This window comes from Bhargavaea massiliensis, assembly GCF_050480245.1.
Lineage (GTDB): Bacteria > Bacillota > Bacilli > Bacillales > Anoxybacillaceae > Anoxybacillus.
This window is the reverse complement of record NZ_JBCNEQ010000003.1, coordinates 23872-49505: the sequence shown is the minus strand read 5'-3', so window position 1 is coordinate 49505 and position 25634 is coordinate 23872. Positions and strand designations below refer to the sequence as shown.

29 protein-coding genes and 1 CRISPR repeat array (1 of these 30 running past the window's edge) are annotated in these 25634 nt (G+C 41.9%); of the genes, 9 read left to right on the top strand and 20 right to left on the bottom strand.

What is annotated here, in order from left to right; genetic code table 11:
- Nucleotides 1-34: 34 nt before the first annotated feature.
- The 6 genes from hrcA to gpr all read right to left on the bottom strand — a co-directional run bounded on the left by hrcA (nucleotide 35) and on the right by gpr (nucleotide 6907).
- On the bottom strand, nucleotides 35-1069 hold the full coding sequence (gene hrcA / locus ABEV15_RS00980) for a heat-inducible transcriptional repressor HrcA (RefSeq protein WP_429633441.1): 1035 nt from the start codon (nucleotides 1067-1069) through the stop codon (nucleotides 35-37).
- 77 nt (nucleotides 1070-1146) lie between these two features.
- On the bottom strand, nucleotides 1147-2289 hold the full coding sequence (gene hemW / locus ABEV15_RS00975; protein ID WP_498852133.1) for a radical SAM family heme chaperone HemW: 1143 nt from the start codon (nucleotides 2287-2289) through the stop codon (nucleotides 1147-1149).
- Nucleotides 2290-2335: 46 nt separating this feature from the next.
- Nucleotides 2336-4162 carry a translation elongation factor 4 gene (lepA, locus tag ABEV15_RS00970; protein WP_429633445.1) on the bottom strand — a complete coding sequence of 609 codons (1827 nt, stop codon included), beginning with the start codon at nucleotides 4160-4162 and terminating at the stop codon, nucleotides 2336-2338.
- 92 nt (nucleotides 4163-4254) lie between these two features.
- Entirely contained in the window at nucleotides 4255-4560 is a 306-nt protein-coding gene (locus ABEV15_RS00965) for a YqxA family protein (protein ID WP_429633447.1), read from the bottom strand.
- A 9-nt stretch (nucleotides 4561-4569) separates the two neighbouring features.
- A complete protein-coding gene (spoIIP, locus tag ABEV15_RS00960) occupies nucleotides 4570-5739 on the bottom strand; it encodes a stage II sporulation protein P (protein ID WP_498852132.1) in 1170 nt (389 codons plus the stop codon).
- 64 nt (nucleotides 5740-5803) lie between these two features.
- Nucleotides 5804-6907 carry a GPR endopeptidase gene (gene gpr, locus ABEV15_RS00955; protein WP_429633451.1) on the bottom strand — a complete coding sequence of 368 codons (1104 nt, stop codon included), beginning with the start codon at nucleotides 6905-6907 and terminating at the stop codon, nucleotides 5804-5806.
- Between the two features lie 200 nt (nucleotides 6908-7107).
- Between gpr and rpsT the strand changes: the two genes are divergently transcribed.
- Nucleotides 7108-7374, top strand: a complete 267-nt coding sequence (gene rpsT, locus ABEV15_RS00950) for a 30S ribosomal protein S20 (RefSeq protein ID WP_004889444.1) — start codon at nucleotides 7108-7110, stop codon at nucleotides 7372-7374.
- A gap of 59 nt (nucleotides 7375-7433) precedes the next feature.
- Nucleotides 7434-7628 (top strand): cyclic nucleotide-binding domain-containing protein, encoded by a 195-nt coding sequence (locus ABEV15_RS00945; RefSeq protein WP_498852131.1) that lies wholly within the window; start codon nucleotides 7434-7436, stop codon nucleotides 7626-7628.
- A gap of 9 nt (nucleotides 7629-7637) precedes the next feature.
- Here ABEV15_RS00945 and holA read toward each other — a convergent pair whose 3' ends face one another.
- Nucleotides 7638-8618 (bottom strand): DNA polymerase III subunit delta, encoded by a 981-nt coding sequence (gene holA, locus ABEV15_RS00940; RefSeq protein ID WP_498852130.1) that lies wholly within the window; start codon nucleotides 8616-8618, stop codon nucleotides 7638-7640.
- Nucleotides 8619-8857: 239 nt separating this feature from the next.
- On the opposite strand from holA, the gene ABEV15_RS00935 reads away from it, so the two are divergent.
- Nucleotides 8858-8992: a YqzM family protein gene (locus ABEV15_RS00935; protein WP_003393868.1), complete on the top strand. Its 135-nt coding sequence runs from the start codon at nucleotides 8858-8860 to the stop codon at nucleotides 8990-8992.
- Between the two features lie 48 nt (nucleotides 8993-9040).
- On the opposite strand, the gene ABEV15_RS00930 is transcribed toward ABEV15_RS00935, so the two are convergent.
- The 3 genes from ABEV15_RS00930 to ABEV15_RS00920 form a co-directional block, all read right to left on the bottom strand.
- Complete coding sequence (locus tag ABEV15_RS00930) at nucleotides 9041-11227, bottom strand: DNA internalization-related competence protein ComEC/Rec2 (protein ID WP_498852167.1); 2187 nt, start codon at nucleotides 11225-11227, stop codon at nucleotides 9041-9043.
- A gap of 72 nt (nucleotides 11228-11299) precedes the next feature.
- Nucleotides 11300-11767, bottom strand: a complete 468-nt coding sequence (locus ABEV15_RS00925; RefSeq protein WP_429633458.1) for a ComE operon protein 2 — start codon at nucleotides 11765-11767, stop codon at nucleotides 11300-11302.
- Nucleotides 11768-11812: 45 nt separating this feature from the next.
- Complete coding sequence (locus ABEV15_RS00920; RefSeq protein ID WP_498852129.1) at nucleotides 11813-12403, bottom strand: helix-hairpin-helix domain-containing protein; 591 nt, start codon at nucleotides 12401-12403, stop codon at nucleotides 11813-11815.
- Nucleotides 12404-12478: 75 nt separating this feature from the next.
- Between ABEV15_RS00920 and comER the strand changes: the two genes are divergently transcribed.
- Nucleotides 12479-13309, top strand: a complete 831-nt coding sequence (gene comER / locus ABEV15_RS00915) for a late competence protein ComER (RefSeq protein WP_498852128.1) — start codon at nucleotides 12479-12481, stop codon at nucleotides 13307-13309.
- 51 nt (nucleotides 13310-13360) lie between these two features.
- On the opposite strand, the gene ABEV15_RS00910 is transcribed toward comER, so the two are convergent.
- From ABEV15_RS00910 to ABEV15_RS00875, 8 genes are read right to left on the bottom strand one after another with little or no spacing between them, the layout of a single operon-like run.
- Nucleotides 13361-14101, bottom strand: coding sequence for a class I SAM-dependent DNA methyltransferase (locus ABEV15_RS00910; protein WP_429633464.1), 741 nt, complete (start codon nucleotides 14099-14101; stop codon nucleotides 13361-13363).
- Complete coding sequence (gene rsfS, locus ABEV15_RS00905) at nucleotides 14098-14454, bottom strand: ribosome silencing factor (RefSeq protein ID WP_429633466.1); 357 nt, start codon at nucleotides 14452-14454, stop codon at nucleotides 14098-14100. Before rsfS ends, ABEV15_RS00910 begins: the two co-directional genes overlap by 4 nt.
- Nucleotides 14451-15026: a bis(5'-nucleosyl)-tetraphosphatase (symmetrical) YqeK gene (yqeK, locus tag ABEV15_RS00900; protein ID WP_429633468.1), complete on the bottom strand. Its 576-nt coding sequence runs from the start codon at nucleotides 15024-15026 to the stop codon at nucleotides 14451-14453. The genes rsfS and yqeK overlap by 4 nt, the downstream gene beginning before the upstream one ends.
- On the bottom strand, nucleotides 15016-15582 hold the full coding sequence (locus ABEV15_RS00895) for a nicotinate-nucleotide adenylyltransferase (protein WP_429633470.1): 567 nt from the start codon (nucleotides 15580-15582) through the stop codon (nucleotides 15016-15018). The genes yqeK and ABEV15_RS00895 overlap by 11 nt, the downstream gene beginning before the upstream one ends.
- Before the next feature lie 10 nt (nucleotides 15583-15592).
- Nucleotides 15593-15886 carry a ribosome assembly RNA-binding protein YhbY gene (gene yhbY, locus ABEV15_RS00890; protein WP_429633472.1) on the bottom strand — a complete coding sequence of 98 codons (294 nt, stop codon included), beginning with the start codon at nucleotides 15884-15886 and terminating at the stop codon, nucleotides 15593-15595.
- Nucleotides 15880-16707: a shikimate dehydrogenase gene (gene aroE / locus ABEV15_RS00885; RefSeq protein WP_498852127.1), complete on the bottom strand. Its 828-nt coding sequence runs from the start codon at nucleotides 16705-16707 to the stop codon at nucleotides 15880-15882. Before aroE ends, yhbY begins: the two co-directional genes overlap by 7 nt.
- A gap of 20 nt (nucleotides 16708-16727) precedes the next feature.
- Entirely contained in the window at nucleotides 16728-17831 is a 1104-nt protein-coding gene (gene yqeH, locus ABEV15_RS00880; RefSeq protein WP_498852126.1) for a ribosome biogenesis GTPase YqeH, read from the bottom strand.
- Between the two features lie 5 nt (nucleotides 17832-17836).
- Complete coding sequence (locus ABEV15_RS00875; RefSeq protein ID WP_498852125.1) at nucleotides 17837-18349, bottom strand: YqeG family HAD IIIA-type phosphatase; 513 nt, start codon at nucleotides 18347-18349, stop codon at nucleotides 17837-17839.
- A gap of 280 nt (nucleotides 18350-18629) precedes the next feature.
- Between ABEV15_RS00875 and ABEV15_RS00870 the strand changes: the two genes are divergently transcribed.
- A complete protein-coding gene (locus ABEV15_RS00870) occupies nucleotides 18630-18776 on the top strand; it encodes a sporulation histidine kinase inhibitor Sda (protein ID WP_429633480.1) in 147 nt (48 codons plus the stop codon).
- A gap of 4 nt (nucleotides 18777-18780) precedes the next feature.
- Here ABEV15_RS00870 and ABEV15_RS00865 read toward each other — a convergent pair whose 3' ends face one another.
- Complete coding sequence (locus ABEV15_RS00865; RefSeq protein WP_429633482.1) at nucleotides 18781-19578, bottom strand: phosphatidylserine decarboxylase; 798 nt, start codon at nucleotides 19576-19578, stop codon at nucleotides 18781-18783.
- A 124-nt stretch (nucleotides 19579-19702) separates the two neighbouring features.
- Between ABEV15_RS00865 and pssA the strand changes: the two genes are divergently transcribed.
- The 3 genes from pssA to motB all read left to right on the top strand — a co-directional run bounded on the left by pssA (nucleotide 19703) and on the right by motB (nucleotide 21899).
- A complete protein-coding gene (gene pssA / locus ABEV15_RS00860; protein ID WP_429633484.1) occupies nucleotides 19703-20242 on the top strand; it encodes a CDP-diacylglycerol--serine O-phosphatidyltransferase in 540 nt (179 codons plus the stop codon).
- 117 nt (nucleotides 20243-20359) lie between these two features.
- Nucleotides 20360-21160, top strand: a complete 801-nt coding sequence (gene motA, locus ABEV15_RS00855) for a flagellar motor stator protein MotA (RefSeq protein WP_429635105.1) — start codon at nucleotides 20360-20362, stop codon at nucleotides 21158-21160.
- Nucleotides 21144-21899: a flagellar motor protein MotB gene (gene motB, locus ABEV15_RS00850; RefSeq protein ID WP_498852124.1), complete on the top strand. Its 756-nt coding sequence runs from the start codon at nucleotides 21144-21146 to the stop codon at nucleotides 21897-21899. The genes motA and motB overlap by 17 nt, the downstream gene beginning before the upstream one ends.
- Nucleotides 21900-21924: 25 nt before the next feature.
- Here motB and ABEV15_RS00845 read toward each other — a convergent pair whose 3' ends face one another.
- Entirely contained in the window at nucleotides 21925-23256 is a 1332-nt protein-coding gene (locus ABEV15_RS00845; RefSeq protein WP_498852123.1) for a TrkH family potassium uptake protein, read from the bottom strand.
- A 169-nt stretch (nucleotides 23257-23425) separates the two neighbouring features.
- Here ABEV15_RS00845 and sigK point away from each other — a divergent pair, with 169 nt between their 5' ends.
- Nucleotides 23426-24139 carry an RNA polymerase sporulation sigma factor SigK gene (sigK, locus tag ABEV15_RS00840; RefSeq protein ID WP_498852122.1) on the top strand — a complete coding sequence of 238 codons (714 nt, stop codon included), beginning with the start codon at nucleotides 23426-23428 and terminating at the stop codon, nucleotides 24137-24139.
- 246 nt (nucleotides 24140-24385) lie between these two features.
- A CRISPR array of direct repeats spans nucleotides 24386-25634; the repeat unit is 29 nt; unit sequence CTTTACATCCCACTACGTTCAAATAAAAC; it runs 2374 nt beyond the window's last position.

Below are 25634 nucleotides of genomic sequence, written 5' to 3'. Positions count from 1 at the left end.
TGGGGAAACTCCCCATCCATTAATATTGACATCGCTAATATTTTTGATACCACATCGTTAATACCTTCGATAAATCGGTCGCAACAAGGTTTAGCAATGAAATGACGCGCGAATATTCCATACGGGTTGGACCAAGAACTGCAATCGTGCCAAGCTTTTCTCCGCCAACAGAATATGTTGCTGTAATTAAACTACAGTTTTCCATTCCTTCGACATCGTTTTCTGTGCCAATTTTCACTTGAATGCCTTGTTGCTTATGTTTTCTTAACAAGCGATAAAATTCTTTTTCTTGTTCAATGACATTAAATAAGGCGCGAAGCTTATTAATGTCGTTAAATTCCGGTTGACGAAGCATATTCATTTTTCCGCTTAAAAACATTTGCGCAGGCGCATTTAAATCTAAAGAAGACGAAATCATACGCAACATGTGGTCGTAGCTTTGGATATGTTCACGAAGAACGAGCGCAACTTCCGTTTGAATTTTATCTGCTAAATCTTCTAAAGGCACGCCCGTCAACCGATCATTTAAAATGTTTACCATTTTTTCAACATCAGATGGCGGAATAGACGGCGGGAGCGTCACGACGTGCTTTTCTACATATCCCGTATCCGTCACAATGATCGCAACGGCTGTTTCCGCGTTTAGCGGAACGATTTGAATTGTCTTTAGTTTATGTTCCTTTACCGAAGGACCGAGAACAACTGTTGTATAGTTCGTTAAGTCTGATAAAATTTGTGCCGATTTTTGAATGAGCTTTTCTAATTCATATATTTGTTCATTAAAAATTGATTGAATCGTTTGTACATCTTTTTGCGTTAACCGAACTGGCGGCAATAAATGGTCAACATAATAACGATATCCTTTTTGAGACGGAACACGACCCGAGGAAATATGCGTTTTCTCGATAAAACCAAGCTCTTCTAAATCTGCCATTTCATTACGAATGGTCGCTGAACTAAACGTAATTTGATCCTTCTTGGATAACGTCCGCGAACCAACAGGTTGCCCAGAACGAATAAAATCATCGACGATAATTTTTAAAATTAACAATTGGCGATCTGTTAGCAACGCTTATCACCTCTGTTAGCACTCTAATAAAGCGAGTGCTAAATCTATTATTAAGGTATCAAATTGCACTTGTCATGTCAAGATGAAACACCAAGAAACGATTGGAATACTTCATTGCCGAGCAATTTGCCGCGATGGGTAAGAACAATCGCCTCGTCTGTCTCCTCAAGTAATCCGTTTTGTTTTTGCCGTGCAATCGCTTCACTAAAAACTTCATGCACTGTTTTTCCATATCGCGCTAAAAATTCTCGTTTGTTTACCCCTTCTGTTTTTCTTAATCCTAGAAACATATGCTCTTCCATTTGCTCTTCTTTTGAAACGACATGTGTATCAATGTATGGAAGCTTCCCGTGTTCAATGAGTTGGATATATTTTTTAATCGGTCCAACGTTTACATATCTTACACCGTTCATATAGCTATGAGCTCCTGCGCCAAATCCGTAGTAGTACTCGTTATTCCAATATGTCATATTATGCCGGCTATACAACCCTTTTTGCGCGTAATTGCTCAGTTCATACTGCACATAACCGTGCTTTTCCATTTGTTCCATAACGATTTCATACATATAAGCCTCTTCTTCTTGACTCGGTAACGACAACATATTTTTTTTCATTAAATTGTAAAACACCGTTTTCGGTTCAATAATTAATGAGTAAGCAGAAACGTGCTGAATCGGCAATGAAAACGTCATTTGCAACGTCCCTTTTAGTTGAGCGATCGTTTGTGTCGGCAATCCGTACATTAAATCGATGTTTATATTATGAAAACCGAGCTCGTGTGCTCGTTCGATTGTTTCGATCGCCGTTTCTTTCGTATGCGTACGTCCAATGCGTGTTAACAGCTCATCGTCAAACGTCTGCACCCCAAAACTAAGGCGATTGACTCCCCATTGCTTGAGCACACGCAGCTGTTCGTCACTTACTCCATCTGGATTCGCTTCAACGGTAAACTCCACATTTGAAGCAAGGGGAACTATGCGATGAATGGCGTGCAATAATCGATCGAGTTGTTTGGCGGTAAGCGACGTCGGCGTTCCCCCACCGATAAATACCGTTTGTAATCGCAGGGTCGGAAAACGTTCAAACGTCCGTTCCATTTCGATGATTAATGCATCAATATAAGCATCAACCGGTTGTTGATGTAAAAATACTTTATTGAAATCACAATAATGACAAATGTGCGTGCAAAACGGGATATGAATATATGCTGCTTGAATCATTGATTCCACCCTTTTCTATACAAAAAACCGCAGAAACATTCTGCGGTTATTTTTGGTCGTCCATCTTTAACACAGCCATAAACGCTTCCTGTGGCACTTCAACAGAACCGACTTGCTTCATGCGCTTTTTCCCTTCTTTTTGCTTTTCAAGCAACTTTCGCTTACGGGAAATGTCGCCCCCATAACATTTAGCTAACACGTTTTTACGCAACGCTTTAATCGTTGAACGGGCAATAATTTTATTGCCGATAGCCGCTTGAACAGGCACTTCAAATTGTTGGCGCGGAATTAAATCTTTTAATTTTTCAACGATCACTTTTCCGCGATCGTACGCCGAGTCACGATGGACAATAAACGATAAAGCGTCGACTTTTTCACCATTTAATAAAATGTCCATTTTTACAAGCTTAGACGGCTTATAGCCGATCAACTCATAGTCAAACGATGCGTATCCTTTCGTGCTTGATTTCAAAATGTCAAAGAAATCATATACGATTTCAGCAAGCGGCAATTCGTATGTCAACGTGACGCGCCGCTCGTCTAAATATTGCATATCTCCGAAAATGCCGCGTTTCTTTTGACATAATTCCATGACAGGACCGACGTAATCGTTTGGCACCATAATTGTCGCACGCACGTATGGCTCTTCGACGCGGTCAATTTTTTGTGGATCTGGCATGTTTGATGGGTTATCGACAGCTAACTCTGTTCCGTCTGTTAAATATACTTTATATACAACGCTTGGCGCTGTCGCAATGATGTCAATATTGAATTCGCGCTCTAATCGCTCTTGAATAATTTCCATATGCAAAAGCCCTAAAAAGCCGCATCGGAAGCCGAAACCGAGCGCTTGTGACGTCTCTGGCTCAAACTGCAACGCTGCATCGTTTAATTGCAGTTTTTCTAACGCCTCACGCAAATCGTTATAGCGCGCTGTATCGATTGGATACAAACCGCAAAACACCATCGGATTTAATCGGCGATACCCTGGAAGCGGTTCGCTCGCTGGATTGTCCGCATCGGTAATCGTATCCCCGACGCGCGTATCGCTGACGTTTTTAATCGAAGCCGTTAAATAACCTACATCACCGACCGTTAATTCATCAACAACTTTCGCTTTCGGTGTAAATACTCCGACCTCAACAACTTCAAATTCTTTTCCTGTCGCCATCATTTTAATTTTTTGACCCGCTTTGACCGTTCCTTCGACAACGCGAATATATGCGACAACCCCGCGATACGGGTCGTACAACGAATCAAAAATGAGCGCTTTAAGCGGCGCATCTGGATCTCCGGATGGAGCAGGGATTTTTTGAACAATTTGTTCTAAAATTTCGTCGATCCCAATGCCGACTTTTGCTGATGCCAACACCGCTTCTGACGCGTCAAGACCGATGACATCTTCAATTTCTTGTCGAACTCGTTCAGGGTCGGCACTTGGTAAATCAATTTTGTTAATAACAGGCAAAATTTCTAAATTGTTATCAATCGCTAAATATACGTTCGCAAGCGTTTGTGCTTCAATACCTTGCGCCGCATCAACGACTAAAATCGCACCTTCACACGCCGCTAAACTACGCGAAACTTCGTACGTAAAATCGACGTGGCCAGGCGTATCAATCAAATGTAAAATGTAATCTTCTCCATCTTTTGCTTTGTAATGAAGCTGAACAGCGTTTAGCTTAATCGTAATGCCACGCTCTCGTTCTAACTCCATTGAATCAAGCGCTTGTTCCTTCATTTCGCGTTCAGATAGCGCACCTGTCTTCTCGAGAATGCGATCAGCAAGCGTCGATTTGCCATGATCGATATGTGCAATAATCGAAAAGTTACGAATGCGATCCCTTCTTTTTAATCTTTCTTCACGATTCATCTATATTCCACTCCTATAATTTCCGAAATACGCTAGCTTTGATTATAACAACAACGTTTGCAATATTCAACGCAAAAAAAGAAGGCGGAGTGCTATCCCGCCTTTTGCGCAAATGAAAGCATTTGTTCAACGAGCGAATGAACGAACGCTGCAAGCTTCTGTCCTGCCTTTGAAAACATGTTAAACGCTTCAATTTGTTGCAGTTTTTCTTTTTTCTCTTCAATAGATTGTCCGAGCACAATCGTTTCATCTTTTGATACGTGTACGACTCGCTCAAGCGACGGGTCGTTATACCCTTTCATTTTCCGCATTCCTTCGTTCGCTTGTTGCATGCCGAGCAATACACCAACTAAAAAAATGACGGCGATGAGTAAACTTTGAATCGTAAATTTCACCATCTTACTCACCTACTTTTTTTCTGCTGGCTGTTTCGCATTGACCTTTTCCGCCTGCCAATAATATTCGCTAAATACGTCAGCAACAGCTGATACTGTCCGATACAATTCTTGGAACGTGTTATCCACACCACCAAATTCAATTAAAATGGCGTTTTCTGATAAATCTTGATTAAACTTTCCGTTTGTGCCAGCTCCTTTTTTCTCAAACGTTCCGCGACTTAACCCCGGATATTTTTTTTCAAGTAACTCGTGCAATTTCGTGACAAGCTGCAAATTTCTTTCATACTTTGCGTTTTCCCCGCCGATAATAAACGACACCCTCGCATAGTTGACCCCGTTAATCGTTACGGTCGTATCATTGCGGCGACGAGAATCACGGTGAATATCAATCAAATATTGCACGTCACGATTGTTCGCCATCGCTTCAACGACCGTTTTACGCGACATATCATACGCTTGATAATATTCCATATTGCTTTTTAATAATTTGCTTATAAAGTCGGTTGTATCGACAACCGCACCAATGCCACGCTTTTCTAGCTCTTCTCCTAATTTTTTGCCCACTTTTGTTACATTCACGGTCGGATGATGGGCAAAGTTTGGATTCGTTACCCCTTTTAACGCTGGCAAATACGACTCTTGTGTATGCGTATGATAAATGTAGACTACTTTTTTCCCTCCCGTCGTTTGTGACGGCGCAGGAGCAGGTGGTGTTTCTTCCTCTTGAAGCTGTTCTTGCGCAGCTTCTCGCTCAGCAAGCAATACTTCTAAAGGGGGCGGCGATTCGTATGGGATGTTTGTAAAATCCGTTCCTTCCCCAGCTAAAATAATTTCACTATCGTACAACGAAAAGCCCGGTAGTTCTCTTCCTAGCAAGCTGCGCGGATCATTAAAGTTGACGCTTGTCGTCAGTTCGAAAAAATATGTGGAGTACGGTAGTTGTTGTTTTTCTTTCGGCAACATTTCCCGAAAGTACGCATTTTCAAACGACAGCAAATGTACGAGCGATTCCGCTGAAAAACGATGCGCCACTTCATGAACGGAAGAAGAAGAAAGACGATATGTCGACGTCGCTGTCATTGTAGCGACAACTGTCAATGTTCCCATAAATGTAAACAAAATAAATATAAACCACTTTTTTATACTTGTCCCGTGAACGGTCACCATCATTTTCATCATTTCACCCTTTCAAAGCTTGTCTACTCTATCAATATGACAACGCTTTGAAAGATAGAACGAAAAACTAATGGGTGTACGTTCCAACGTTTTCTTGATCGATGTGATGATGTAAAGCCGCATTTAACCCACTAGCTAATATGTTCGCCATCTCCTCGATAAATAAATCGACCTCTTTTGGCGTAACCATTAAATTATGGCCGAGCGGGGCAAGCACTTCATAAATTAATTGCCGCTTTTCTTCTTCATCTAGCATGCCAACCATGCCTAAAAAAGCAGAACGATTTGACTCATTCGGCAAATCTTCTTCCGTCAATTTTTTTCTCTTTCCGAATACAAAATTAGCTGGGGCCAACGCGCGCGCTGCTCGATTGCCTTCTTTCATCTCACGACCGAGATGTTTTAACAATAAATCAATTGTATCGCTTGCAATCGATACGGCATCAACGACCGTCGGCACTCCAATCGCAATGACAGGAATACCTAGCGTTTGTTTACTTAGTTCTTTCCGTTTATTCCCAACCCCTGCTCCTGGATGAATACCTGTATCTGAAATTTGAATCGTGGCGTTTACCCGTTCGATCGAACGGGCAGCTAATGCGTCAATAGCAACGATAAAATCCGGTTTAATTTTTTCCACGATACCCGCAATAATGTCGCTCGTTTCCATTCCGGTCATCCCCATCACTCCTGGAGCGAGTGCGCTCACAGAGCGAAATCCGTCTTGAACACTTTCAGGCTGCAGTTCAAATAAATGGCGCGTTACGACTAAATTCGAAACAGCAATCGGGCCAAGTGCATCTGGGGTGACTTCCGCATTCCCTAACCCAACAACAAGACAACTTGCTTCTTGAGGAATACCTAGTTGCTGTAAAAATGAATGAAAATGTTTCGCAAATAGTTTTTCTACTTTTTGCTGTAAGTCGGTGTCTTGCGTTCGAATGCCTTGCGCTTCAATCGTTAAATATTTTCCAGCTTTTTTTCCTAACGTTTTTGCGCCTTCCTCTGTCACTTCTACAAACGAAAAATGGACCCCGTCTTCTTCCCAATCGCGAATGGATACCCCTTCAAGCGAAGTCTCCTGCTTGCTTTGTAATCGTTCCTCAATGGCAATTTCATGCGCTTCAATCGCTAAATCCGTTCGCACGCTATATGGTCGTAAATCAATCATGCGATCCCCTCCATCACTTTCATTGCTTTTTATCATTTGTTTTATCCATTTTCCTCCTTTTTCATACAATCGTACTTTTCCGGCTTTGCCCTATTGCATAATTAAGAGCAGTTTGGTAGAATATCACTTGTTCTTATTGTTCATCGAACTGTCGCGTATTGAACGTATATATTTGCGATCGGTTAACGGAGGTGAAAAAAATGGCAAACATTAAATCAGCAATTAAACGTGCAAAAACAAGCGAAAAGCGTCGCGCTCACAACGCATCTATGAAATCAGCAATGCGCACTGCAATCAAAAAATTTGAAGCGCTTGTTGAATTAAAAGACGTGGAAAAAGCGAAAGAAGCTTTCGCATTTGCAACGAAAAAAATCGACAAAGCAGCTAGCAAAGGCTTAATCCACAAAAATGCTGCAAATCGCTATAAATCACGTTTAGCGAAAAAATTGAACAGCATTACAGCATAATGAAAAAACAGCTTGTCATACACGGCAAGCTGTTTTTCCATATTTCGGAGGGGAAATATATGTTCCATTGGGTCAAAGAGCGGTTAAAAACCATTTCATTATTTGCTCAACTGTCTGATCAGGAATTAGATGCAATTGTACATATTGCGACCGTGCGAACATACAAACCGAAAACGCTCGCCTTTATGCAAGGTGATCCGCTCGATCGTGTTTTTTTCATGATTAATGTCGAGGCGCTACAACAAAAGCGGTAGATTGTCTCTCTACCGCTGTAACTTTAAGAAAAACAACTGCAACAACAACTGTTTGTCCATCGCGCTGCTTTTTAGCGCATAGTCGGTTTCCGCTAAGTCGTATAAAATATGCATCAGCTGCTGCTCCGAAAATCCGCTCGCATAACCTGCTGCCACTTTTACACGAAACGGATGAACACCTAACATCGAGGCGATTTGTTGTTGTCCGTACCCTGTTTTCATCAGTTCTTTCACTTCATAAATGAGCCGAAATTGGCTTGCTAACAACGCCACAAGCTTAATCGGTTCTTCATTTTGCCGCAACAAATCTTGAAGCGTTTGCAGCGCAGCTGGAATGTTTCGTTTTGCCATTTGTTCAACGAGAACAAATACGTTTTGTTCGAGCGTGCGCGACACAAGCAAACGAACGTCGCTAGCTGTAATTGCGCGATGTTCGGCAAAAAGCATGAGCTTTTCGATTTCGTTTGCCAACGTGGCTAAGTCTGTCCCTGCTAATGTAAGCAATACATCAATTGCGTCATCATCGATTTGACATTGTCCTTTGATCCATTGCTTTAATTCTTTTTCATTCAGCGGCTTCGCAACGATGACATGTGCTTTTTTTAATAACGCTTTCGTCACCTTTTTACGTTCGTCAAGTTTTTCATATGGACCGATAAAAATGACGCTTGAGAACGGTGCTGGTTGCTCGATGTAAGCTTCTAACCGTTTGACGTCGTGCTCTACTTTTTCTTTTCCTTTTTCCGCTGTTAAAAAATACGGCTGTTTGACAACCACAACTTTCCGCTCACCGAGAAACGGGAGCGTTTCTGCGTCTTCAAGCGCTACTTCAATCGGCGTCTCTTCGCAATCATATGTACTGACGTTCCATTCACGCTCTTCATCCGATAACGCTCGTCGAATAATTTGCTCATGCGCTTGTTTCATTAAAAAATGCTCCGTGCCATATATGACATATAGTTGTTCCATGTTCTCTTCCCCATTCTTCATCCACTCTCTTTAAAGAACATACAACGTTTCGGAGCATTTTACAAGGGAGTTAGCAAACGAAAGTTGCCAACTCCCATTTATCTAAACGTTGGAAAACAAGCCCTAGGAACTCATTTGTCCAACGGGTATCCTTATCTTTTCCGTTCTCGTGCGATCTATTTGTGACAACTGTTGTCAACAATGTAGATTTTCTCTCTTTTTTCCCTTATACTAATGCTGAGAAAGTAGGAGGGATGGTCATGAACGAATTTGAAAAAAACGTTCAATGTACGCGCAACGATGCTGTGGACTCGGCTGTTGGCTTCATCGTATCATTCGGTTTTTTCGCCACAATGTTCATTATTGCCACACTCGTTAAATTTTTCGGTGCATAATGAACGCAGAAAAGAGATTGCCATTTGCAGTCTCTTTTTTCTTGCATATTATGGCGAAAACGTTTGAATGGTGCTTATCCGCTTATGAAAACGAATAACGATGGCCCCTTGTTCATCCGTGCGAAAGATGTGGACGTTATGTTGACGTAAGCGGTCAATCACTTCATGATGCGGATGACCGTATCGGTTGCGTCGGCCAGCTGAAATGAGCGCCACCTTGGGACGAATATGTTGTAAAAATGGTTCAGACGTTGACGTTTTGCTTCCGTGATGACCAACTTTTAAGATGTGAACAGGCAACGACCGATATGTGCTTATGATTCGCCGCTCCCCTTCTTCTTCTAAATCGCCGGTAAATAGCCAATATGCCCCTCCCATCCATGCATACAACACAACAGAACGGTCATTTGTCGTCGTTTCGTTTCCAAACGGAGAAAGAATATGAAATCGAGCTTCTCCGACCGCCCAACGATCGCCATTTTTGACCATTTGCACACGAGCGCCTTTTTTGCTCGCTTGCTCAATTAACGTTTGTTCCAAATCGTTTCGTTGTTGTTGCATACCAACCATCAATTTCCGGACACGAACTGCTTCGAATACATCGCCCGCATCCCCAATATGATCAAAATCTCCATGTGTTGCAATAAGCGCATCGATCGTACGCACACCTTTGGCCTTTAAAAACGGAACGAGCACATCTTCCCCGACACGAAATGACTGCTTTCGCTTTTTCCACAATTCATCGGCAAATGACATCGTTCCCCCGGTATCAATGATATAAATCGCCTTTCGATATGGAAGTTCAATATATATACTATCTCCTTGTCCAACGTCTAACATAACCACTTCCCCGCTCGGACGAAAAAACGGTGAAATGAAATGGATAATAATCACAAAAATAAACGAAAAACGAAAAAGATGTGCTCGCTTTTGTTGTTCAAATGAAAGGAATAAAAGACAGATGGAGAGAACATAAGCAATGATTAACAACGCTGGCGGGCGACCGAGCGTAAGCATCAACGTATCGGAAAGTGAAGTCACAAGCGCATTTGAATGAGCGATGACTACCGTCAATCCATATATGATTAACGGGCTAAGAAACGGGATACATATATGGGCAAATAACGCTACAAACGAAAGCGGCAAAATAATAAACGAATAAAGCGGAACAAAGATGACATTTAACGGGATCGATAAAAGAGAAATTTCGTAAAAATGATAAAGCAAAAGCGGCAATGTACTCATTTGTGCAATAAACGATGTCGCAAACAACTGTCGAATAACAGAGCGTTGATTTTGAATGAATGAGGAACAAATGATTAGCGCAAAACAAACGAGGAAAGATAATTGGAAGCCAAGATGAAACATCGTATACGGGTCTTTTGCTAATAAAACGAGGCAAGCGATGCTTAATGAATCGATTGTGCGCAGACGAGAAGAAGCGAGAAAAAAGCAACTCGTCATAATTGCAGCGCGCATGACTGACGGTGCAGCTCCTGCTAAAATGACGTACATCGGAATGCATCCAAGCAATATCATCGTCGCTCGTTCCCTTGTTATACCGAGACGAATGAATAAATAAAAACAACCACCGACAAGCAACGTCATATGCAAGCCTGAAATCGCAAGCAAATGAATCAAGCCTAGCTTTTGGTAACTTAAAAGAACGGTCGGTTGCATGTCGCTTCGTTCACCGTAAATCAACGCTTGCATAAACGCACTAACGTCATTAGGAAAATGATTACGAATATAGCGAATGCCTTGTTGCCGAATTGTTTGTAATCGTTCAATAAGCGTCACGTTCGTGCGCACGCAACGGTCGAAGGAAACGGGGCGAACGATCCAATGAATATGTTGCTGAAACAAATAACGACGATAATTGAAAGCGTACGGATTTGTCGGCAAAGAAGGACGCTCAAGCGTTCCTTTGAGCAAACATGTTGCCCCTATTTGAAGCCTTTCCCATTGTCGCTTTTCCTGCTCGGTTCGGAGACGATAAGCAAGTTGCAGCCGTTCATTTTGCCATTGAACAGTCGTTTTCACTTGATCCCCATCAATATAAATTGGGGCAATGAATCGCACAAAAAAGGTTGTCTCATTTCCCGAAAGTTTCGTCACATTATGCGCATCTACCCATTTGCTCCATAACGAGAAGAACAAATAACAGCACATGCACGCGAAAAATAACGTACGCTTACGCCAAAATAAAAAGAAACCATACCCAAATGACAACACAAAACAAACAGTTGATTTTATTAACATAGACAAGACGGCCAAAACGGCCGCCATCGCCACGTAAACGATATCTCATCTCCCCCTTGCGTGCAAAAATGTCGGAATGGATTCCATATCAAACGGGACGTGCTTTACCGTTACACCGGCTTGTTCAAACAACTGTAAAGCAAACGGATGATTTTTGTAGTCATTGGCATAATAAACTGCTTTGATCCCACTTTGAATAATCGCTTTACAACATTGTAAGCAAGGAAAGTGAGTGACGTATATTTCCGCTCCTTCTGTTGGCACACCAAACTTTGCACATTGCAAAATGGCGTTCATTTCAGCATGAATGGTGCGCACGCAATGGTTGTCAATGACATAACATCCTTCATCGATACAATGCGCCCCACCTGCGATCGAACCGTTATATCCCCCAGCAATAATGCGCTTATCACGCACAATTGTTGCTCCGACGGCTAGCCTCGTGCATGTGCTGCGCAGCGCTAATAAATGGCTTTGTGCCATAAAATATTGATCCCATGTAATTCGCTCCATCTACTTCTCCCCCTTGTCCATTATGCCTTTAGTTTATCGCCAATTTCAGCGAACGACAATTTGTTCTTTTATTTTTTCAAACGATTTTTGACCGATTCCGTTGACATGAAGTAAATCTTCCGCTTTTTGAAATGGGCCGTGCTCCTCACGATACGCAATAATGGCGGATGCTTTTGTCGGACCAATTCCTTGTAACGTTTGTAGTTGTTCAATCGTTGCTGTGTTAATGTTAATTTTTCCGTCTGAACTGCTTGCATGGTCAGTTATGGCCGTTTCTGTGCTTATTTCTTCTCCTTTTTTTGGCACGTAAATGACCATTTCATCATGCACTTTCATCGCAAAATTCACTTTCGTTTCATCTGCTTCTTCGGTTAGCCCTCCCGCAAGTTGAATGACATCATGAACGCGGCTTGTCGGGGCGACTTCATATACTCCTGTTCGCTTTACCGCTCCTTTCACATCAACGACAATGGACGCTTGTTCTTCTTGTTTCGCTATTGGCTGTTCATTTTGTTCTATTTGTTCTTCTAAAGGAAGTGTTGTTGTTTCGTCTTGTTGCTGCATAGTCCAAATGATCGCTCCAATGACCATTGCCCCAATATATATCCAGCGTTCATACGTTTTTATCCACTTCATGCTTCCACCCTTTCATAAAAAGCGTCATCATTGCATACATATGACGTATAGCGTGACGGATAAGGGGGGATACCGTTGAATATAGGGTTTATCGGAACAGGAAACATGGGAACGATTTTAATTGAGTCGTTTATTAATGGAAGTGCAGTGAAGCAAGAACAACTGTTCATTACGAACCGGACGCTTGAAAAAGCGTACAGCATACAAAAACGTTATCCGAACATACATGTGATGCAAACGAACGAAGACGTCGTGAAACATGCCACGATCATTTTTATTTGCACAAAGCCGTTGCACATGCCTGCTCTGTTGCAAAAACTACGTCCACACTTGAGCGATGATCATTGCATCGTATCGATTACAAGCCCGATATCCATTCAACAACTTGAATCGCTCGTTCCATGCCACGTCATTCGTGTCATCCCAAGCATTACACATCGTGCGCTTGCCGGCTGCTCTTTAATCACCGTAAGCGAGCGTTGTATGGACGTATATCGGACAATGATCGAACAGCTCTTTCGCTCCATTTCCCGTCCAATATACATAGACGAGCCTATTACGCGCATCGCTTCTGATTTAACAAGCTGCGGTCCTGCCTTTTTCAGCTACTTAATTCAAAAATTTATCGATGCTGCAGTTCAACAAACGTCCATTACAAAAGAACAAGCAACGACGTTAACAACGCATATGATCATAGGGCTAGGTGCATTGCTTGAACAACAATTGTATACGCTACCGACATTACAAGAAAAAGTATGCGTCAAAGGTGGCATTACTGGAGCAGGCATTGAGGTGTTAGAGAAAGAGGTTGGGGATTTGTTCGTTCACCTCTTTCAAAAAACGCATGAAAAATTTTACGAAGAAACAGAAAAAGTGCGCCAACATATTGATAACATTCGCGATTAACTTTAAAAATCCTGCTAATAAAAAGTCCCAAAAGTGTTTGCTTTTGGGACCTTATTTTTGCGCGATGAAAAAAATGCGCTCACTTTCATTTGTCGGCTGTTGTTCCGTAAAATCCGCCCATACATGCAACAAGCGAAACCCTGCTTCTTTTAACCACGCTTCGTATCGAGCAACGTCGTACGTTCGCTGCACATGCACTTCATCGACTCGCTCATACACACCTTCTTCTAATTGAACGAAAAACGTGAGTTCATGTTCAACGCTATGTGGCCATGAACTCGGATAACAGTTCCATATATAACTCACTTGTTCATCATTGCTGGCAAACGTCCCATGATGCAAAAAAACGTTTTCCATTTTAAACAAAGAATGCACATCAAATAAAAACAATCCACCCGGACGCAATTGATCGTATGCGCGCGAAAACGTGGCGGTCACGTCTTCTTCCTGTAATAAATAATTGAGCGAGTCACAAAAAATGACGATCGTATCAAACGGCTCAAACGGGCCAAAATCGCGCATATCTTGTTGAAAAAATGAGAGATCGCCCCCGCGCTCTTGCGCCTTCATTTGCGCAATAGCCAACATTTGTTCTGACAAGTCGACACCGGTCACTTCAAACCCTTTTTCAGCTAACCGAATCGCAAGCTCCCCCGTACCGCATCCGAGATCAAGAAGCCGCTTTCCGACTCCGTAAGAAGCAACGGTTCGTTCAACGAGTGCACACCACGCATCATACGGGGCATCGCTCATTAATTGATCATACCAACTCGCAAACCGTTCGTACGTCATGCTCCGAGATCACTCTCAATTTGCTCAAGCGGCGCATCGCCCCATAGCCGTTCGAGATTGTAATATTCCCGATCTTCTTTACGGAATACATGGACGACAACATCCCCTAAATCGACTAAAATCCAACTTGCTTCATCAAAACCTTCAACACGTTTTACTAAAATGTCATGTTCTTCCGCCTTTTCTTTAATTTCGCGCGCAATGGCTTGTACTTGTTTATCTGAATTGCCATGGCAAATCATAAAGTAGTCAGCGACAGGCGAAATGCCTTTCATATTTAATGCCACGATGTTCTCTGCTTTTTTTTCATCTGCTGCTTGTACGGCAACCCGTAAAATATCCCGTTCTGTCATGATGAAACCCCCTTTAATTTTTTCGCTATATCATTATACGTATGAAACGTATCCGGGTAAATCGGCTCATGTTTATCCATTAAAAATTGAATCGTATTTTGAAGCGCCCGAAAAAGCGCACGATCTAAATGTTCTCGCGCCAACGCTCGCACTTCGTCAACGCCCGGAAACGAGCGATTAGGCTCAATATAGTCCGCAATATATACGATTTTCTCAAGCAGCGTCATATTTGGACGCCCTGATGTATGATAACGAATCGCCTGCAAAATTTCCTCATCTTGAATGCCGACTTCCGTTTGAACTAAGTATGCCCCAACCGGCGCATGCCATAGCTCTGGGCTATATGATAACAGGTCTTGGGGCATTTGTTGTTCCATGATGATGCGCTTCATTTCTTCTTTCGTACGGAATTTGGCGTAGTCATGAAAAATCGCAGCTAGCTCTGCCTTTTGAACATCCGCACCATATAATTTCGCAAGTTCAATCGCTGTTTCCATCACACCTACTGTATGAATGTAACGTTGTTCTTTTAATTGCTTGCGCACGATTGCTAACGCTTCTTCACGTTTCATACAACCGATTCTCCTTTATATATAATTGAACCGCTTCAGGCAACAAGTACGTCACGCTTTTTCCGCTTTGTATACGTTCACGAATGAGCGAAGAAGATACCGCAAATCCGGGCACGTCGACTTCAATGATCGGGTAAGGCGTACAAAGCGAATAACCCGGACGTTTCACACCAACAAATTGCACAAGCCGAACGAGCTCATCAATTCGATACCAATGCGGCAAATATTCGACCATATCCCCGCCAATAATAAAGTAAAATATAGTATGCGGATGCTTTTTCTTTAACAAGACGATCGTATCATACGTATATGATCGCTCTTTTCGCTCTAATTCAATCGTTTCAACGCGAAAGTGCGGCTGATTCGCAATCGCCGCATGCAACATATTGACGCGATGCATATGATCTGTCACTTTTTTGTCTTTATGCGGCGGAATGTAGTTTGGCATAAACCATATTTCATCGAGCTGCAACTCCGTTCGTACATCATCCGCAATTAATAAATGCCCGTAATGTGGCGGATCAAACGTCCCACCTAAAATGCCTACTTTTTTCACCGCGCCGCTCCTATTTTGGTAACACAATTTGTTTATGTTCACGCGATTCTTTATATAACACGATCGTATGTCCAATGAGTTGGACGATTTCCGCCCCCGCTCCGCTCGCTAATTGCTCTGCAACGACTTCCTTCTCTTCATCGCAATTTTTTAATACGCTTACTTTAATGAGCTCTCTCGCCTCAAGCGCATCAGCAATTTGTTTAATCATATTGTCATTGACGCCACCTTTTCCTACTTGAAAAATTGGCGCTAAATGATGAGCTAAAGAACGTAAAAATCGTTTTTGTTTTCCTGTTAACATGGTTTTCCTCCTAACTTTTGAATAACAAGTTGTTCCATTCGTTTCGTATTTGGAAAGATGCCTGTCCATTTTTCAAAGGCTAGCGCCCCTTGATAGACAAACATCCCGACGCCGTTTTGCACGCGCGCACCTTTTTCTTTCGCTTCTTGCAACCATTTCGTCATTAGTGGATTATAGATGATATCGCTGACGATTGTATCTTTTTTTAAATTCCGAAGAGAAATTGGCATCGCCTCCACATGCGGATACATGCCTACAGACGTTGTGTTAATGACGATGTCATACTCCGCTAAACGCTCTTCTCCTTCTTCAAGCGAATACACATCTGACTTTTCTTTTTTAATAAACGCCTCGGCTTTCCCTGCCGTACGATTACATACATCAACAGCGGACACATGATGTTGAAGAAGGGCAAAATAAATGCCTCGGGCCGCTCCACCTGCACCAACAAGCAATATGCGCGCGCCACATAATTGGACGTTCATTTGCTCGCATAAAGCTCGGACAAATCCTTCACCATCCGTATTATAGCCAACCCATTTCCCCCGTTCATTGACGACCGTATTGACCGCACCCATTTGTTTTGCTGTTTCGTCTAGCTCATCCATATATTCCATGACCGCTGTTTTATGCGGAATTGTCACATTAAAACCGGCACATTGCAACGCTTTTAATCCTTGTACCGCCTCTTTTAACATATGTGGCTCGACATGAAATGCGTGATAATGTGCATCGATGTGTAACGTCTGAAACGCATCGTTATGCATAAGCGGTGATAACGAATGATGGACAGGACAGCCGATAAGCCCAAATAGTTTCAAAACTCCTCTCCCCCTTTGCGTTAAATAAGCGATTTGCGCAACATGACACCGACACCTTTTGGCGCATACGCAATCACTTGAGCACCCGGCTCATGACATGTCACCCAGCCGAGACCTGAAAAAACGATATCTGTTTTTGACTCTTTCAGCGTAAAATGATGGGCGACAAGCGGTGGCAATTGTTCGCAATAGCTTTTGCGCGGCGGCTGCAACAGTTCACCAAGATGTTTTTCATACAACTCATCCGCATGTTCGCGTTTCGTCCGATGAATAAATAATTCATTTGACATATAACATACAAATGGACGTCTTCCGCCACTCATATAATCTAACCGGGCAAGCCCCCCAAAAAATAACGTTTGCTGCTCGTTTAATTGGTATACTTTCGGTTTAATTTCTTTTTTCGGTGTAATGACTTTCAAGTCTTTTTTATCGACAAAATGAGCCATTTGGTGATGGTTAATAATTCCTGGCGTATCATAAAGCGCCGCTCCGTCATCAAGCGGAATTTCAATCATATCTAATGTCGTTCCCGGGAAATATGACGTCGTAATGACGTTTCCTTTCCCAGTTGCTTCTTTAATGATACGGTTAATAAACGTTGATTTTCCAACATTCGTACAACCGACGACATACACATCTTTCCCGTTGCGATACTCATCGATCGCCGCCATCACTTCTTTCATTCCATGCCCTTTATTAGCGCTCACTAAAAAGACATCGCGCGGTTGTAAACCGAGCTCCCGCGCCGTTTGTTTCATCCAGCGCGTTACCTTCTCATGCTTGACGGACTTCGGCAATAAATCGACTTTGTTTCCGACAAGAAGCACATCTTTTTTTCCAACAAATCGATGTAAGCCCGGCAACCAGCTGCCATTGAAATCGAAAATGTCAACAATTTTCACTACAAGGCCATCTGCTTGTCCGATGCCATGCAAAATGTTTAAAAAGTCGTCATCAGTTAACGATACGTCCTGCACTTCATTATAATGTTTTAAACGAAAACAGCGCTGACAAATGACAGGATCGCGCTCAAGCGCTGAAGGGGGCGCGTATCCGATTTTCGTTTCGTCTTCCGTTTGAATCGTTACTCCACATCCGATGCAAATCACTTGTTCACTCATCATGATCACTCCCAATGAATCATACCTTTTTTTCGCATGATATTTAAAATTTTTCGTTCAACGTTTCGATTAATGCGAGTAAAAAACCCGTCTGTTTGCGCAACAGGAACGACTAAAATCGTATATAATCCGAGCCGATTGCCGCCAAACACATCGGTAAGGAGCTGATCGCCAACGACAACGACTTCTTCTTTTTTCAGCTTCATGTCGCGCAACGCTTGTTGAAACGCTCGCGTCAACGGTTTGCGCGCTTCGAAAATAAACGGAATGCCAAGCGGTTTCGCAAACGCTTCAACTCGCTTTTTATTATTATTAGATACGATCGTCACCTGAATGCCGCTTTGCTTCATTTGTTCAAACCAGCGAGCAACATCTGGCGTTGCTAGCGGGCGATCCCATTCGATTAACGTATTGTCTAAATCTGTAATAATCCCTTTTATTCCTTTTTCTTGCAAATGCTCTGGGGTAATTTCAAAAATACTTTTCGCATGTTCGTTTGGCAAAAAATATTTTAACATACTTCCTCCATCCTCCCCTGTTTTTTACATAAATAAACAGATTGTAAAATTTTTCGACAAAATCCAACAATCTTCACATCCTGTGGATAACTTTATACACATCATCCACACGCATTTTTCAACATTCCATCACCTTTATAAACAATAAATCCACAACTTATCCACCATCACATGTGGATAATCAGAACGATTGTTCTTATTTTCGATTTATGGTAAAGTGAAAATGAACCTACCATTATATGTATACATGAGCCGTTGTATACCTAAGGAGGCGAAAAAAATGCAAGGTTTGCCTGACGACTTACTCCTTGAATCATACTACAAAGCGAAAGAATTACAATTAAACAAAGAGTTTATCCAACTTATTGAAGACGAAATTTTCCGGCGCTGTCTCCACCATAAACTAAAGCAATCATCTTCAGCTTGAGCCTTTATTGGCTCTTTTTCTTTTGCCCAAAAAAGCCGAGCCGTTGTCCCATTTTCACTTCAAGCGGTGGCACGATATGTTCGTCTAACGTAAATGCATTTTTTTCAAACAATAACACGACCGTTGAACCGAATGAAAAATATCCGATTTCCTCCCCTTTTTTCACATATTCACGCTCGTGCGTCCATTCAATGCTGTTGACAAACATCGCTCCAACTTTCACAATGGCCATATACATACCATTTGTACACAGTTCGGTAATTTTTCTGTAATTTTTAGAAAGAGGGTCCTTCCCATACTTCAATCCAAGGCGATTAACCGGATACGACTTTCCGCCAAGCGTCCATTGCTTCACAACTTCCCCACATATTGGACTATGAATGCGGTGATAATGGCTTGGACTTAAATACAAAATAATGAACGTCCCATGCAAATATTTTTCAGCGATATGATCGTCGCCAAGCATTTCACGAATGGAATACGTTTTTCCTTTGACGATAATTTCTTTTTGGTCCGTAATGATGCCGACATCTTCAATAACCGCATCGACAGGGCTGACGACGCTGTCAGGATGTTCATCAATAGGACGAAGCCCTTCTTTTAATGTGCGAACGAACAATTGTTGAAGCGTCTCATATTCATGCAACTTTTTTTCCATTTCTTCTTCATTGACTTTATATACTTTCGCATAAGATGGAATAATAAACCGACTCCATTTTGAGCACGTAAACGAAGCGAGCCACTTTGACGTAAGCGGACGGTTCGTCAATTCAATGAATAAGCGATATAACCATTTAACCAACGGTTTTCCCCCCTAAAGTAAAGAATATCCTTTACTAGTTTGCTTATTATCAATAAAATATTAGTAGCCGAGTGATATTTTTGGCAAGTGGGTCGGCACGATTTAACTAAAGGAGTGAACATGTATGTTTTTATCCGATCATATTGATCATACCATTAAAAAACTGAAAGCGCATATGGCGAACGTATTGACGTTGACGAATTTAAGCTTAGGCGGCTTCGCAATTTTATTTGCGGTGAAAGGACAGCTAAACGTATCTGTGCTATTTATTTTTCTTGCAGCACTTGCCGACCGTTTTGATGGGACGGTCGCTCGGAAAATGAATATTGAATCCGACTTGGGGAAGCAATTGGACTCAATGAGTGATATTATATCATTTGGAGTAGCACCTGCACTATTACTTTATCAAGGATTATTGCACGAATTTGGCGCACCAGGCTCATTTTTCACGATTTTTTATATCGGTTGCGGCGCATTTCGTCTTGCGCGCTTTAACATTACCGAAAGCAACGGCTATTTTACCGGTTTGCCGATTACAGCAGCAGGATGTTTATTGACGCTAAGCTACTTGACGATTCATTACTTCCCACCTTACGTCTTTATTTTTATTATTTTCACGCTTTCTCTTTTGATGGTCGGCTCATTCAAGCTAAAGAAAATTTAACCCTTGAAGGTTTCCACTTCAAGGGTTTTTTTCGTACAAATTTCCCTTTTCAAACATTCGGATAAATTATATGATAAACTTGGATTTATTTTTCATTCTACAATTAGAGGTGATACCATGGACCGTACGTCCTTAATCGGGCTCATTCTTGGCATTGTCGCTGTCGGAGCCGGAATGGTGTTTAAAGGGGTAAGCCCAGCTGTGCTCATTAACCCTGCTGCGATTTTAATCATTTTATTAGGGACAGCGGCCGCAGTGACAATCGCCTTTCCAACGAAAGAAATTTCGAAAGTGCCGAAATTATTTGGGGTTATTTTTAAAGAGTCAAAAACGCCAAAAATTGAGGAACTCATCCCTCTGTTTGTTGAATGGGCAAACATCGCTCGCCGCGAAGGATTGTTAGCGTTAGAAGCAAAAGTGGCTGAAATTGATGATCCGTTTTTGCGCAACGGATTAAGTTTAGCCATTGACGGACAGTCACAAGAATTTATTCGCGATGTCATGACGGAAGAAATCGAAGCGATGGAAGAACGCCATTTAGCGAATGCGACGATTTTTACACAAGCCGGTACATACGCCCCAACGCTTGGGGTACTTGGTGCCGTCGTTGGATTGATCGCCGCTTTGCAAGATATGTCTGATATTGAACGTCTCGGTCATGCGATTAGTGCGGCGTTCGTTGCGACACTTATGGGGATTTTCACCGGATACGTCCTTTGGCATCCATTTGCGAACAAATTAAAACGCAAATCGAAAGAAGAAATTAAAGTGCGGCAAGTAATGATCGAAGGGGTACTTTCCATTATTGAAGGGCAAGCACCGCGGGCGATTGAACAAAAATTAGCTTCGTATTTACCGATGAACGAACGTCAAAAACTTTTAGGACAAGGAGCCCAAAATAATGGCGAAAAAGCATAAAAAACATCATCATGAAGAACATGTTGATGAAAGCTGGTTAATTCCGTACGCCGATTTATTGACGTTATTGCTTGCGCTATTTATCGTATTATTTGCGAGCAGTCAAATTGACTCGAAAAAGTTTATGGAAATTGCGCGCGCCTTCAATAGCGTATTTACAGGCGGTACAGGAGCGTTGCAATATTTAAGCCCTATTGAGCGGGAAGAAATGGACTCGGTCATCAAAGACTCACCAAATCAAAAACCGTATGTCAAAATTTCAAAAGAAGAATACGAGGAGTTAAAAAAGATTCAAAGTAAATTTAATGAATACGTGAAAACGAGTCAATTAAGCGGTGAATTGTCTGTCGCCATAACAGAAGAAGGGCTGCTTGTCACGATCGCCAACGACGTATTGTTCGACTCAGGAAGTGCCGATATTAAACCGCAATATCGCGATGTCGCCAAAAAAATATCAAACTTGCTTGTCATGAATCCACCGCGCAACATCGTCATTAGCGGACATACGGACAACGTACCGATCAACAATGCGAAGTTTGCTTCAAACTGGGAATTAAGCGTCATGCGCGCCGTTAACTTTATGAAACTTTTGCTTGAAAATACAAAGTTAAATCCACAATTATTTAGCGCAAAGGGATACGGTGAATTTAAACCGATCGCTTCCAATGCGACACCAGAAGGACGCGCCAAAAACCGACGCGTAGAAATTTTAATTATGCCACAAGAGCCAGCACAATAAAAGCGAGGGAACCCCCTCGCTTTTTTCATCCCGTCAATATATCGCCATTCGGGTAACGAATGTTTGTTTTTTTCGGTTTCGCAATCGAATAAACGAGCGTTAACGGGCCAAGTTTCCCAAACAACATGACGACGATGATCAGCATTTTTCCTACTGCTGACAAATGCGGAGTCATATTCATCGAAAGCCCAACGGTCCCAAATGCAGATACAACTTCAAATAAAAGAACTAAAAATGGAGCATCTTCGGTAAGCGTTAAAATCATCGTGACAAGGAAAATAAACAACATGCTCATCGATGCAATAGCCAGCGCACGTAAAATGGTCGTATGGCGAATCGTTCTCATTCGAATTGTTGTTTCTTCTTTTCCTTTTAAAAAGCTCATGACCGCAAAAATAATGACCGCAAATGTTGTGAGTTTAATCCCGCCACCGGTCGATGTGCTTCCTGCCCCGATAAACATAAGGAAAATCATCAGCATCGCTGTCGGATCTTTAAGTGAACCGATATCAACTGTATTAAATCCAGCTGTTCTCGGGGTAATGCCTTGAAAGTACGCTGCCCATAGTTGTTCGCGAAACGGAAGCGAACCGAGCGTCTTCGGGTTATTATGTTCAAATAAAAAGATGGCAACAATCGCTAGAACGTTTACAATAAGCGTCATCACTAACATCAGCTTCGTATGGAGGGATAACTTTCTCCAACGGCGTTGGTACAATACATCAAATACGACTGTAAAACCGAGTCCCCCAACGATGATTAATAAAGTGATCGTCACGTTGACAATGGGATTGCCGACAAAGCGTGATAAATTGTCAGGCCATAACGCAAATCCAGCGTTATTGAACGCGGCGATCGTATGAAAAAGGCTGTAATATAGCCCTTTCGCCCATCCCATTTTCGGTACCCAATCAATAGCTAGCAAAATCACCCCGATACATTCCATAAACAAAGAAAATAACAGTAAATTGCGCGCCAAACGAATGACACCGCCAAGCGATGGCTGATTTAACGCTTCTTGCATCAACATGCGTTGCTTCATTCCGATTTTTTTTCCAAGCATAATGACGACGAGCACCGCAAACGTCATAATCCCAAGCCCACCAACTTGAATAAGTATCATTAAAACAACTTCTCCAAATACGGTAAACGTAGAGCCTGGGTCGATCGGAGTTAATCCGGTCACCGTTGCTGCAGATGTTGAAAAAAATAACGCATCAAGCCAACTAATTTCTCGCTCCGTCGCAATTGGCAGCTTTAACAATACCCCACCCACAACAACGAGAAAGAGAAACATAAAAGCTAGCAGTTGAGGTGGTGTGAGTTTTAACGGCTTCATAATTCTCTTTCTCACCATTCATCCTTCTTTCGTGTATATTTTTACAATTTTCGATTATACATCATTTTCTTTTACAAAACAAAGGGACAAAAAGAAAAAAAGAAAAATGATGTGTCCAAACACGAACAAGTTTTCTAGCGCATATACATACATAAGCAACAAATGACCACTTGTGAGGTGAACGATGATGGGCACCATTTTCTCTGCACTTGCTTTGTTTATAAAAGAGCTTGTCTTTTTAGTTTCTTATGTGAAAAACAATGCCTTTCCGCAACCGCTTGATGCAAATGAAGAAGCGATGTATTTAAAACAGATGGCTAATGGAGATGAATACGCCCGAAACAAGCTGATCGAGCATAATTTACGTCTCGTTGCGCACATTGTGAAAAAGTTTGAAAACACCGGAGAAGACCCAGAAGATTTAATTTCAATCGGCACGATCGGGTTAATTAAAGCGATCGAAAGCTACTCAACCGGAAAAGGAACAAAGCTTGCCACGTATGCTGCCCGTTGTATCGAGAATGAAATACTTATGCACTTGCGTTCGCTCAAAAAAACAAAAAAAGATGTTTCCCTTTACGATCCAATCGGGCAAGATCGTGACGGAAACGAAATTAGTTTGTTAGATGTATTAAAGTCGGAAGATGAAGACATTATTGACACGATTGAAAAAAGTAACGAACTTGAAAGCATTGCCCAACATTTACACGTCCTTGACGATCGCGAACGTGAAGTCATCATTAGCCGCTTCGGATTAAATATGCAACCTGAACGCACCCAGCGCGAGATCGCCAAAAAACTCGGCATTTCTCGCAGCTACGTCTCCCGCATCGAAAAACGCGCATTAATGAAGTTATATCACGAATGTTATAAACACGAGAAAGGGAAAAAAGGATCGTAGTTAAAAAGGTGTCCCACACGCACTCGGGACACCTTTTCATACGTTACTAAGCTTCCGTCTATTTCCTATGCGTTTTTCAATATAATATACAAAAATGATGACTACAGCCCAAAACAAAAAGTGATTGAAAAGGACAAGCAATGGATGGCTGCTCCCCTTCACGAAACTTCTCCGATGGCGCCATCATCCTGTCCGCTTGAGCAACGATGTTTTCAAACTTTGACTGAAACGCTTTTTCATAATGTCTTTTACATCCCACTACGTTCAGATAACTCGAAGAAGAACTCACGATCATCGGTGCGCGTCCAAGCGTCTTTACATCCCACTACGTTCAGATAACTCTCAAAAATGTCCTGCACGGCCGTTACATTTTTAAAACCTTTACATCCCACTACGTTCAAATAAAACCTGACGACGGGGCTTGTCGGTGATGTTTCAAAAATCAATCTTTACATCCCACTACGTTCAAATAAAACATACGACTTCCTTGCCGGCGCCAAGCGTCATTTCGTTCCACCTTTACATCCCACTACGTTCAAATAAAACTGAAGAAGGCGCGGATGTATTGCATTTTCTCTTGTCAATCTTTACATCCCACTACGTTCAAATAAAACGGAACAACCGTCAACCCAAGCGACTACACATTTGTCTTTACATCCCACTACGTTCAAATAAAACTTGATGGTTGCTGTAAAAGATCGTCCTTTGTTGAGTTTCTTTACATCCCACTACGTTCAAATAAAACTTGTTTAATTTCCTGGCACAAAGCAAACTTCTCCGCTTTCTTTACATCCCACTACGTTCAAATAAAACAGGCGAAGCTATACGCTCAGACTATGCATATGTCAACTTTACATCCCACTACGTTCAAATAAAACAAAACACATATTAGCAATATGCTAACGTATTACAGACTTTACATCCCACTACGTTCAAATAAAACACATTGTGTCCCTCGCTGCGTTTGTCTTCTTTTTCTTTCTTTACATCCCACTACGTTCAAATAAAACCAGCCGGGACATTCTAGTATATTATTCGGAGGGAATGGCTTTACATCCCACTACGTTCAAATAAAACGCCATTCATCCTCCTTCACAACCTCCGGGACAACCTAACTTTACATCCCACTACGTTCAAATAAAACTGACGTAAACTTTCTTGATTTGATCTTTACCATCGACTTTACATCCCACTACGTTCAAATAAAACTTCAATACGCGGTCAATGCCTTCGAACATTTCCGCTAGCTTTACATCCCACTACGTTCAAATAAAACTCAAATTCATCTTCACTATATATATATTTTTTATTCTTTACATCCCACTACGTTCAAATAAAACGAAACACGATCGTACACGTTATGTGTATCGCGTACCTTCTTTACATCCCACTACGTTCAAATAAAACTAAACTTGAGATGAACAGTCTTCCCAGATATACGCCCTGCTTTACATCCCACTACGTTCAAATAAAACTTGAACTTTCGCCAGAGATT